This window comes from Bartonella sp. AA86SXKL, from assembly GCF_042196885.1.
Genome location: NZ_JBHIRE010000245.1, coordinates 1 through 800 on the forward strand (window position 1 = coordinate 1; position 800 = coordinate 800).

General features: G+C 38.9%; 2 protein-coding genes. Both read left to right on the forward strand.

The window, feature by feature from the left end; genetic code table 11:
* The first annotated feature begins 41 nt into the window (after positions 1-41).
* Positions 42-347, forward strand: a complete 306-nt coding sequence (locus ACFIO5_RS11275) for a BrnA antitoxin family protein (protein WP_034448608.1) — start codon at positions 42-44, stop codon at positions 345-347.
* Positions 348-364: 17 nt separating this feature from the next.
* The gene (locus ACFIO5_RS11280) at positions 365-658 is read left to right on the forward strand and encodes a HigA family addiction module antitoxin (RefSeq protein WP_034447441.1); all 294 of its coding nucleotides are present in this window, start codon (positions 365-367) and stop codon (positions 656-658) included.
* Positions 659-800: the final 142 nt, after the last annotated feature.

Genomic DNA, 800 nt, shown 5'->3' on the forward strand with positions numbered 1-800 from the left:
TATTTCAGCACGGCGCGCTAATTTGAAAGAGAGAAAACGTTATGAAGAAGAAAGTTCGTTATGAAATTGATGTAGGTAACTTATCACCTTTGACAGATAAACAGAGAGTTGAAATTGATGAACTAGCAGCAATGCCGGATAGTGCAATTGATCATAGTGATATTCCACCCCTTAATGATGCATTCTGGAAAAACGCTGTTCGCAATCCATTCTATAAACCAACGAAAACTGTCACAACAGTGCGTGTGGATTCAGACGTACTAGCATGGCTTAAGAGTCAAGGAAAAGGCTACCAGACGCGGATTAACGTCATTTTACGTGATGCTATGCTTCGTTCAATGCGATGATAATCTACTATAATATCATGATGTACAATCCCCCACACCCTGGTGGTATTTTGAAAGAAGAGTTGCTTGATGAACGAGGATTGACAATAACAGAGGCAGCAAATCGTCTCGGCGTTGCGCGCTTAACTTTATCACGTGTTTTGAATTGTCATGCAGCAATTAGCATTAATTTAGCTTTACGCTTAGAAATAGCTGGTTTAAACGACGCAGAATTTTGGCTTAAATTGCAACAAAAGCATGATTTATGGCAAGCTCGGCATAATAACCCCATGCCGGATATTTCGTCTTTAGAGCAAGTAAGCCATCCTTAGCAATTAAGACTTGGCTTGACCGTTTTTTCGCTTAAAACACATCAAATGTTTTTTGATAATTTTTTAATTTCTCTATTGATCTCATCTATGAGAGGTTCGTAATTAAGAACGCTTCTTGGCAAATTACCTCCATATCTCCACG

Excerpts from the sequence above, each read along its gene's own strand:
- ACFIO5_RS11280 (WP_034447441.1), top strand. The coding sequence starts at position 365 with ATGATGTACAATCCCCCACACCCTGGTGGTATTTTGAAAGAAGAGTTG.
- ACFIO5_RS11275 (WP_034448608.1), top strand. The coding sequence starts at position 42 with ATGAAGAAGAAAGTTCGTTATGAAATTGATGTAGGTAACTTATCACCT.